6 protein-coding genes and 1 pseudogene are annotated in these 10,666 nt (G+C 61.3%); all 7 read right to left on the reverse strand.

Going from position 1 to position 10,666, the window contains the following annotated elements; genetic code table 11:
- Window positions 1–1,468, reverse strand: a pseudogene (locus M8A51_RS25840) (hypothetical protein); the annotation flags it as partial.
- A 540-nt stretch (window positions 1,469–2,008) separates the two neighbouring features.
- Window positions 2,009–4,066 carry a hypothetical protein gene (locus M8A51_RS25845; RefSeq protein WP_251781508.1) on the reverse strand — a complete coding sequence of 686 codons (2,058 nt, stop codon included), beginning with the start codon at window positions 4,064–4,066 and terminating at the stop codon, window positions 2,009–2,011.
- 616 nt (window positions 4,067–4,682) lie between these two features.
- Complete coding sequence (locus tag M8A51_RS25850) at window positions 4,683–4,913, reverse strand: hypothetical protein (RefSeq protein ID WP_251781509.1); 231 nt, start codon at window positions 4,911–4,913, stop codon at window positions 4,683–4,685.
- 18 nt (window positions 4,914–4,931) lie between these two features.
- Entirely contained in the window at window positions 4,932–7,538 is a 2,607-nt protein-coding gene (locus M8A51_RS25855) for an RHS repeat domain-containing protein (protein WP_251781510.1), read from the reverse strand.
- Window positions 7,539–7,873: 335 nt separating this feature from the next.
- A complete protein-coding gene (locus M8A51_RS25860; protein WP_251781511.1) occupies window positions 7,874–8,254 on the reverse strand; it encodes an ankyrin repeat domain-containing protein in 381 nt (126 codons plus the stop codon).
- 383 nt (window positions 8,255–8,637) lie between these two features.
- Window positions 8,638–9,204, reverse strand: a complete 567-nt coding sequence (locus M8A51_RS25865; RefSeq protein ID WP_251781512.1) for a hypothetical protein — start codon at window positions 9,202–9,204, stop codon at window positions 8,638–8,640.
- Window positions 9,201–10,666: RHS repeat-associated core domain-containing protein (locus M8A51_RS25870; RefSeq protein WP_280926202.1), on the reverse strand; the 1,466-nt coding region annotated here is incomplete at its 5' end. The genes M8A51_RS25865 and M8A51_RS25870, both read right to left, overlap by 4 nt.

Here is a 10,666-nt window from a genome sequence, read left to right on the forward strand (position 1 = left end):
GAGCAGGGACACCGGCTGCCAGTGAAGCCGAGAAGCCTTGAGACCCGTTCGCATCGGTGGTGGCTTGCTCGACGCGTTTGCAGACCACGGCGATGGGTTTGCCGTCGGGCAGCAGGGCGGAAGAGGGAGCGCAGCTCGCCACAGCGCCGCCGGAGAACGGGTCGGGCTGGCCGTTGTAGACCGTCGTCACGATGCGGCCCGGCTCGGCCACGCGGGTCTCGAGGCGCCAGTCGGAGTGCCACTGGGTGCTCACCTTGCGAGAGCCACTGGGTAAAGCAGCGCCGGAAGCGACGTAGGTGCCGCAGGTGGCAGTGTTCGACAGGCCCTCGACCCGTGTGATCTCCAGGTTCCTCGACAGGTCGTGCGCGTAGCAGGCGCGCCGGCCCGTGAAGTCGTCCTTGCTTTCAAGATTGCCGCCGCTATCAAAAGCCTGAGTCATCGTCACCGTCGTACATCCCTCGCAGGCGGTTTGCGACCGACTTGTGAGATACAGCTTGCCGGACAGCAAGGTAGACCCAAGAGTTCTTCTGTTGCCCAGAGCGTCCGTCACGACAACTCCTTCTGGAGGAGACCAGTCATATGTGCGGACAAGGTAGACCTCAGGGGCCAATGTCTCCGCCATGACAATCTTCGGCGGTACGGCATAGCTGACTTGGTAGCGGTCAACACCTCTGGCACGCTCCGTCGATATGGCCCGGCCTGCTGCGTCGTAACCGAACGTCGAGTAGCGCATCCCAGACTCATCGACCACCCCGGTGAGAGCCCACGGCAAGTTCGAGTGCTCGTACAGATACTGCCGAGCACGCCCATCCGCCCAGGTGATCCGCTCCACATTGCCGTTGCCGTTGTAGCCGATGGTGATACTCGGGCCGGCGTTATCGAACACTTCAACGAGGCGGCCACCGCTTGTCACAGGTGCTCCTCCCGGTAGCTCGTAGCGAAACTGCAGGACACGACCAGTCTCATCACTCGCCGAGACAAGATAGCCGGACGCCGGCGCGACGGTCGCCGGGGTCGAGTTCGAGCTGTATTCCATCTTGATGTACCTCCCTCTGGACGATTGCATGTGGAGAAGGTGGTAGGAGCCTGTGTTGTCGTAGTACTCTAGGGCGTTCTTCTCCGCGTCGAAGTAGCGCCCACTGCTCATCACGCGGTCGCGTACGCCGGCTGCGGCAACGTACTGGCCGCCGTCCCACTTCGACTGGATGACCCGTCCGTCCCCGCGTGCATGGAGCTTGTTGCCGTGGCTGGAGCTCGCTTGTTGCCAGATGACCTTGCGGTGAAAGCTGGACGACCACATCGGGCCGAGCACGCGAGGCGTCGGATCGGCCGGGCGGATATCCTCGTTTTCCACCGGTGCCTTGACGGCACTGTCGTAGTGGAACTCAAGTTCCCAGCCGCCCAGGCGCAAACCCGTGGAAACGCGTTCATGCTTGACGCCGCGGATGGGGTCGATCGGGTTGCCCACTTCGCATCGTCCTTCCGGACAGGCAGGCGGGGCGCCTCGCCGGTCTTCATCAATGATTGCGTAGTGCGTCTCGCAGTATTGGTTGGGCCCGTAAAACAGCGCGGTCCCGCCTCCGTCACTCCGTGGGCAACCACCATAGTCGAAGAAGTTGCGCATCGAGTAATGCGGCGGGCAGTAATAGCCGAGGAATGGATACCCTATCGCCTCGTCTCCGTTGAAACGGCCGGTAAGGCACCGGCCTTTGTACCCGGTCGTGGCTTCATAGGTCAAAGTACCAGGCCAGTTCACGAACGCAGCTCGGGCGTCGCAAGTGGCTTGAAAAGAGCCGTAGTAGCCAGGGACGTTGCACGTGTCTCCATGCACTGGGCCGATTGGAGCCCGCCGCTTGGATTGCGCGGACGCAGTGGGCGTGGCCACCAAGCATGTGGCCGCAGCGAGAACAAGAATTGCCCTCACTTGATAAATACACACGATTCTCTGTTTCTGCCGCAGAGCGACGTCACGCTCGTTGCAAAGCGCCATGGGGATTCCCTCTTCAACTTACTGGTTGAGTTCGGTGGTACCGACGGTTTGAACGCGCCCGAGCGCATCGAAGGCGCGGCTGAGGTTGCGTGCGAGCACGCCCTCGGGGTCGGTGACTTGTTCGGCGGTGCGGTTGCCGGCGTTGTCCAGCGTGTAGGTGATGGTGTTGCCGGCCTGGTCGCTCAAGCCGGTCAGCCGGTGGGCGTCGTCGTAGTGGTACTCGATGTAGCTGGCATCGGGCTGGGTCACGCGCTGGAGCAGGCCGGTGGGCTCGTAGGCATACGTGGTGGTCTGACCGGCCACCGTCGTGCTGGTCAGGCGCTGGCGCAGGTCGTAGGTGGAGTCGGTGATCACGCCGTTCGCATCGATCGACTGCAGCACCTGGCCGTGCGGGTTGTAGCGGGTGTAGCGGGTCACCTGGCCGGCGGCGTTGGTGACTTGCTTCAAGTCGCCGCGGGTCCACTCAGGCGTGGTGTCGGGGTAGTACTCGTAGGTGGTGACGTCGGCCACGTCGGTGCGGGGGCCGTCTTCAGTGAGCACCTGGCCGTATTGGTTGTAGGTGTAGGTCCACACACGAGCAGGGACACCGGCTGCCAGTGAAGCCGAGAAGCCTTGAGACCCGTTCGCATCGGTGGTGGCTTGCTCGACGCGTTTGCAGACCACGGCGATGGGTTTGCCGTCGGGCAGCAGGGCGGAAGAGGGAGCGCAGCTCGCCACAGCGCCGCCGGAGAACGGGTCGGGCCTGCCGTTGTAGATGGTCGTGGTGATGCGGCCGGGCTCGGCGAGCTTGGTCTCAAGACGCCAGTCGGGGTGCCATTGCGTGCTCACCTTGCGCGAGCCGGTGGGCAGTGATACGCCAGAGGCAAGGTAAGTACCGCAGATGGCCAAAGTGTCCAGGCCTTCGACCCGCGTGGTCTCGAGGTTCCTCGACAGGTCGTGGGCATAGCAGGTGCGCCGCCCAGTGAAGCCGTCTCGGCTGACAGCATTGCCTTGGACGTCGTACTCGGTCGTCCTGGTAGAGGCAGCACAGCCGGCGCCGGCCGGTTGGCTTCGTGAGTTGAGGCGGGATGCGCCCTGCACGCTCGTCGCGACCAGGCTGATGGTCTGTCCGTTGGGCAAGGTGACCGCGGTGCCCTGCGGTGGCAGCCAGCGATGTTCGCGCAAGATCACGCCATTCGCCCCGTCATAGGCCTCGGTGGTCTCCCACTTCGGTGCCGTACCCCAAGAGACCGTGAACTTGTCCACACCGCCAGCCGCTTCGGTGCTGATGGCCCAGCCTTCCGTGTCGTAGCCGTAGGTCACCGTGCGCGCGTTGTTCTCGTCCAGGATGCCGGTCAGGGCCCAGGGATGGGCGGTGTTCTCGTAGAGGAACTGCTGTTGCGTTTGGTCCGGCCAAGTGACGCGCTGCAGGGTGCCCTGGCTGTCGTAGCCGAACTCGATGGCTTGCTGTGCAGGGTCGATAAGCTGCTTGATGCGGATCGGTAAGGACGGCTCGGGTGGCTTCTCGTAGGTGAAACGGATCGTGCGGCCTTGCTGATCCTGGATCGACACCAATAGGCCCTCGGCCGGAGCGGTCGTCTCTGGCATGGAGCTGTAGGTGTAGGTGTGAAGTGCTCCTGAAGCGGTCTTCACGCTCAGCAATTGCCCGGCGGGGTTGTAGATCTCATAGGCCCCTCGGGCCGCATCGAAGTAGCGCCAATTGCCGGATGCCTGGCTGATGCGATCCACGATGTCGCCGTCGGGTGCATAGGTGTCCGAGCCGGTGGAGATGAAGCTGATCCAGCGGCCGGCCCCGCGGGAAGCCTGAACGGCTGGCTTGGGTGCAGGCTGGAAGACCAGCTTTTTGTGGACGTTGCTCGCCCACAAGGAACCGAAGGACGGCAGGACCGCCGAGCCAAATGCGATGGAGGCGTCGGAGCTTGAGACCTTGCGGCGGGTGTCGTAGGTCAATATGAGAGGCTCGCCCAGCCAGCGTCCCAATTCGATCTCATTGCGCTTGCTGCCGGTCAACGGATAGATGGGGCGGCCGTAGTGCGGTTCACATGTCTGCGGCTTGTCCTGGTAGTGGTCGATCACCTCCGCGCATCCGGCGTTGTATGAAGTGTGATAGACGCCGTGCGGCCTATCGGGGTCTGTAAAGACGTACTCGATTTCGCACGTCGCAACGCAGTACGGCCAAGGCGATGGGTCGACTTGCGTGATGGAGTAGCCGATGGCATGTTGCGACTGGGTTTGATACGAGTCCCAGACGAGGTACAGAGCCTCACACGCCCGCGCCGGCGAATCGAATCCGCTGGACCAGTGCGACCAATTGATCGACCAGCGTCGCTCGCTCGCTTCGCTGGTCCTGATGGCCGATAGAGACAGCAGGACCAGCAACGGCACGCAAATGAGCGGCGCGACCCGCCGCGTGCCCCTCGATCGGACCATCGACCTCGCCTTCGCACCGCTCCACCAACGGGCAAAGCGTGGTGCAACAGCAGTGAACGACGTTGCAAACCATCGCGCGCAACAGCGCCTCCCTCGCATCAGCATGCTTCCCTCGCGTTTATCCAGTTTCTTTTCGAGCCTCTCGGCAGAGAGAACTGTCATCCACCCTTGCCGGAGGCGCAGTCAGTATCTCGAGATGTATCCGAGCGGCCCAGACCCCCACTTCGGGGAAATTCGTAACATAAAGCTACGGGACGTGCAGTTATCCACCGCAATCCGAGCAGGTGTGCTTGGCCTCGAGAGCTGGCGGCTGCCATGTGCGGAAGCCGCCTTCGTGCAGTTGCTCGGCGATCAGGCTGAGCATGCGCTGGCGGCCGGCCTGGGTGGCCGGCGCCGGTGAGACCGGTGGCGGTGGAAGGGTCTGGGCAAGTGCTGAGCAGGCCCAAGCCAGGGGCAGCAGCGCCAGCGTGCGCGCCAGGATGTGGTGGTTCATGGGAGCCTCCCTCGGGGTTTATTGGATCGAGCCGGTGGACTGCTGCACTCGCCCGAGCGCATCGAAGGCGCGGCTGAGATTGCGCGCGAGCACGCCCTCGGGGTCGGTGACTTGTTCGGCGGTGCGGTTGCCGGCGTTGTCCAGGGTGTAGGTGATGGTGTTGCCGGCCTGGTCGCTCAAGCCGGTGAGGCGGTGGGCGTCGTCGTAGTGGTACTCGACGTAGCTGGCATCGGGCTGGGTGACGCGCTTGAGCAGGCCGGTGGGCTCGTAGGTGTAGGTGGTGGTCTGGCCGGCCACCGTGACGCTGGTCAGGCGCTGGCGCAGGTCGTAGGTGGAGTCGGTGATCACGCCGTTGGCGTCCACGCTCTGCAGCACCTGGCCGTGGGGGTTGTAGCGGGTGTAGCGGGTCACTTGGCCGGCGGCGTTGGTCACCTCCTTGAGGTCGCCGCGGGTCCACTCAGGCGTGGTGTCGGGGTAGTACTCGTAGGTGGTCACGTCGGCGACGTCGGTGCGCGGGCCGTCCTCGGTGAGTACCTGGCCGTGTTGGTTGTAGGTGTAGGTCCACGTGCGAGCGGGGACACCGGCGGCCAACGAAGCCGAGAAGCCCTGCGAGCCGTTCGCATCGGTGGTGGCCTGCTCGACGCGTTTGCAGGCCACGGCGATGGGTTTACCGTCGGTTAGCAGGGCGGAAGAGGGGGCGCAGCTCGCCACCGCGCCGCCGGAGAACGGGTCGGGCTGGCCGTTGAAGATGGTCGTGGTGATACGGCCGGGCTCCGCGACTCTGGTCTCGAACCGCCAATCGGGATGCCACTCGATACTTGTCTTGCGGCTGCCGGCGGGTAGCGAGGCGGCAGTGGCGGTGTAGGTGCTGCAGGCGTCAGAAGGACTCAGGCCCTCAACGCGCGTGGTCGCAAGGTGCCTGGACAAGTCGTGCACGTAGCAGGTGCGTTTACCGGTGAAATCGTCGCGGCGTACAACGTTGCCCTGGGTGCCGTACTCCGTTGAGTGAGTCGATGCGGCGCAGCCGGCGCCGGCCGGTTGGCTCATGCTGGTGAGCCGAGACTGCCCATGAGAAGAGCTTGCTTCAAGCGCAAGGACGGCGCCATTCGGAAGCCTGACGGAGGTTCCCTGCGGGGCGGTCCATTCGTGGTAGCGCCAGACCTTCTTGGCAAATCCGTCGACCACCTCCCGAACGGACTTCACTGGCGGGCTTGAGTACGCCACAGAAAACTGGTTGAACCCGCCATGAAGCTGCGTTCTTTTGGCTTGTCCGGCTTCGTCGTATTCGTACGATTCAGTTCGAACATTGAAAGCATCAACCATCCCGGTCAGCGCCCAGCTCTGCCCAGGGTGCCCACTGTCATATGCGAACCCAAGCCACGGATCGCTGCTTCCCGGCGGAATCACTGCAGCCAGATTGCTTTGGCCGTCGTAGCGGAGTTCCCATCGCTTGCCCACGTGATCTTCGATTTTTGTGACGGCGACCCGGCCGCTAGGAAGTTGAGCGTAAGTGAAGGAGAGCCGTCGCTCGAAGGGGTCGGCAACTTCCAGCAGATATCCCGCGCCAGGGGCCACGGCCGGGGCTGTTTCCGAGGTGCTGTATGTGTAGGTCAGCGTCGAGCCGCTTGCAGCTTGCCACTTCACCAACCGTCCCGAGCTTTCGTACTGCTCGATGCTCCCCTTGCCTTGGTCTCGATAGAAATACTGATCCGCCAAAACCACCAGCGAATCAGTCTGATCGACTGTCGAGCGCCATTCGCCACCTTGCTGCAACGAGAAGCTGACAAGATTGCCGCTGCCGCGGACCGCTTGAATCGCCTCTTTACCCAGCACCAGCCGCCGGTGCCAGTTGGTTGTCCACAGTTTCCCAAGTGCGCCATACGTATCAGCTCTATGGTCCGCAAGATCAGGCGCGCCTCGTGACTGTGCTGCCGTGTCATAGGCAAGAGTCGTGGCCAGAAGCGAAGAAGCGGTCTCCACGGCGACAAGCTTGCGCTTCGTGCCCGTCAATGGATAAATGGGCTGGCCGAATCCTGGGTCTGTTCCACACTCTCGGGGACGCGGGGGGTGGACATCGATTTCCGGCGCACACACTCCGCCGCCGATGTTGCGGGTGCCGGAGGGGCAATAGACACACCACAATCTGCCGTTGCCATCCACGGACGTGTCGGAACGGTCCGTCCATGCCCGGTACTCAACGGGCGGGCGGCGGCACTCTTGCACTGCGTACGCCCAGTTTTGATAGAAAAGACGACCGCTGTACTGCGTACCGTTGGTGTAGATGTCGAAATAGCACCCCCGACCATAGCTGGGGTGCCAGGCGACGAACTCGGCATTGCGGTACCAGGTGCCGTAGAGGTTCCCCGCGGCGTGAATGCATGCCTCGGTGCCTGTCTCGAACTGTGGAGACTGGTCTTTCCTGGAGCGATAAAAAACGTCAGCGACCGAGCATATAGCGTCGGGATAGGCGCCTGCATTAGCAGCGCATGCGCTGTCTTGAGCAAGTGCATCAAGCGGCACTGTCAGAAAGTTTGCGGCAAGCGCGATTACTGCCGCCCCGTGGCGCCACGGTTGGTGTGTATGAACAAATTTTCCCAAAATTGCGCTCCCTAAGATTGCTCTCATCGCGAATTCGAGCGCCTTTGTGACCGAATGCTTTCGATTGAATTGTTGCTCGCAACTGCGATTGGTGGTGATTCCGCGCCTAGCGCTTTTTACTTGCCTTTGCTGGATCCAAACAGTCTTTCAAGGACATGGCCCGTTCCCGCTCCTAAGGCAACACGCAGGTTGGCATTTAATAAATCGTTCGGGAGAATCATACAGCCAGAATAAGCGCGAGCCCCTCCTCGGACGTCGATATCCTGTGCTGGGCACGGTTTCGTTAGTATGCCTGTTTGCACAATTACTCGCGCATTTTCCACGATCTTCCTGCAGCGATCCTCTTATTGCTCATACACCAGTCAATAAGATTGGCGGAACTGCTCAAATATATCGTCGAGACATCTGTGTAGGCGTCTTGAGAGATCTTGCGGCGACGCTCCTCCGGAATCCAACAGCGATGCGTCCGCGCCTAGTTGGAGGAGCACAAGGACAGCCTCTCGGTTGCCTGCTTCGGCCGCACGGTGAAGCGGCGTCATTCGCTCTTCCCCCTGGGCGTCCAAATTTCCGCCGTTCTCAACCAGGACTCTTATAGCTTCCACGTCGTTCCATGTTGCAGCAACATGAAGCGGTGAATTCCCATAGTTGCCTGTCTGATTCACATCGACCAGCTGCGGTCCCACGAATTCTGGCAGTTCAGACATTCTCTCTAGAAGTTCAGATAGAGAAATCATTTGAGCCATATCGGATCCTTTCAGGGCGTGCACGAGGGCAAAAAATCTCAGGTGGGCAAAGTCGTTCAATTTTATCGGTGAGATTCTCAATTGCCTTGTCGAAACTAATGCTGTTCTGTGGGTGCCCGTTTTCCCCATACCATTTCCTTCCGTAGCGCTCGCGCTCGGCCTTACATCGCTTATTTCGTTCCCGCTCTCACCGCCAACGGGTACAAAGATCGACGTTCGGGGGCGGCTTCTCGTCACAGATTCGGTGATAGTGGGCGCGCTCCCAAACCCGCTGCGCTTCATCTTGTTCAGTGCGTGTCGGAGCAGGTAGTGCCGGCTGATTACTTTGGGAGTTGGAGCAGTAAGGCAACTCGCAGTTCGCAGCGCAGGATGCTATTACTTCCCTATCTTTCCGTCCCCCGCTGGATGTTTCTCAGAACTTCATGGATGGACCCAAGGAATTTATCTTTGTCGATTATCGAATAGAGTTGAAAGCTCACGGAGGCTGTGTCCTGGGAGCAGACCTCAATCACCGTGGAGTCGCCATGTTTATAGAGGGCTACGCACCCCAAAGGATCATCTAACAACAGAAACTTCCTTAGGATGTCGTAAGTCTGCTCATCCTCTGCTTTAACGGCGTTTGCTTCGAGTCGCTTCCAGTAACCTTTCATCCACTCGCACCATCCCCCCATAGGAATATAGTCTTCTGCCGCCACGTCGGAGGGCTCTCTGACCTGGCGCACCATTGCATTCAACACTTCTACCAAATTCCCGACTGTCCATTGCTCAACAAATAAGACTGTCTGGCCGCCAGTCCTGATCCATATCTCTGCAACTGCGAAGACGAAATTACTGACGCCCGGAGGGCGTAGTGCCTTTGACTGCGCCCTAGATGCCTCGACATCGACAATGAAATCGAGACAGAAAGTCGAAAGATCGATTGTGTATTTCTTGCTGCCCGGTTGAATCATTGCGGTTTCCTTGGCCAATTGGGGTAACCCGCGTCGCGGCCAGCACGCCATTGATCTGGCGTCAGATCTCGGTGGCCCACGACATAACCATGCCAGTACTTTATGCAGTTTTTTTCGTCAGTGTGGTGGTTTCTAAATACCACCAGTTGTCCGGTCGCGGGATCATGGCCTATACGGGCCAATCCTGCTGGAACTGACGTGGCAAGAACAGCCGCACCGTTTGCAGGCTCGGGGGAGACATGTCCTCGGGGACCCGGCCGCTGACTGGAGCCGTGTTTACCGTCATTCGGTTGATAGACATGCCGATATTCAGCGCAGCAATGCTCTTGGGCGGACGATGATGCAGTGCTCCGTACGGCCTCTTGGCCGCTTGGTGTTGACATCCAAATGGCCCAAGCCGCCGCCCCTGCCCCTGCTGCACACCCCCAGGGACCGCCGAAGCACCATGTGAGCGTAGCCGCTTCGCCCGAGCGGTCGATATAGCTGAGCGGATTCCCGCTTACATACGAGTAGGTATTGATGCCGCCATCGAGCCCGATCGGATCGCTCTCAATGTACCTACCGATGGTCGAGTCATAGTCCCGATGCCAGTTGTAATGCAACCCAGTTTCTTGGTCGAAGTACTGCCCCGGGAACCTGAGGTTGAAGGAGAAGTTCCCGAGCCCGTCTGGGTTGTTCTCGGCGGCGGTGGAGCCGAAGGGCTCGGCGAGCATCCAGCGCCAGCGGCGCTGATCGGCTTGGTTGCGCACCATGCGCGGCGTGTTCAGGTGGTCGACATGGATGTAATAGACCGTGGGCGGGTCATTGGCGGTGGCGCCTGGGGTGAACACCGCCACCGGCGTGTTGCCCATCCAGACGTACTCCTTGATGGCGTTGCCGTTGCGGTCGTACTCGCCGAGCAACTGCCCGTCCAGGTCATAGACGAACAGCACCGTGGTGGCCGCACCGGCGCTGTTGTACTTGCGCACCCGCTGGCCGTCGGCGTTGTGGGTGTAGGTGTAGCTGGTGCCGGTCTTGGTCAGCTGGCCCAGCCGGTTCTCCAGTGAATAGGTGGCCGTGTAGCCCAGGCCCGAGTCGGTGGTGGTGTTGCCCACCGCGTCGTGGCCGAAGCTGCGGCCGGTGCCGACGGCCTCGAGCCGGTTGCTGGTGTTCGAGACCGTGTAGGCGCTGGGGCTGCCGTTGAGCACGGCCTGGGTGCGGTTGCCGTTGGCGTCGTAGCTGAAGCTCCAGCTGCCTTGAGCGGTGACGACACTGGTCAGGCGGCCCAACTCGTCATAGCCGAACTGCTGGTCGGCGCCGGCCTCGCTGGCGCCGGTGCTGGCGTTCCAGTGGGTGTAGGCCGTGATGCGGTTGGCCGCGTCATAGGTGAGGTCGCGGATGGCCCCGCCCAGCGGGTAGCGCACCAGGCGGCCGTACAGGTCGTAGACCCGCTGGTGCGCCTTGGTGCCGCTGTTCAAGTGCC

It is taken from the genome of Caldimonas mangrovi (genome assembly GCF_023721835.1).
Taxonomy (GTDB): domain Bacteria; phylum Pseudomonadota; class Gammaproteobacteria; order Burkholderiales; family Burkholderiaceae_C; genus Caldimonas; species Caldimonas mangrovi.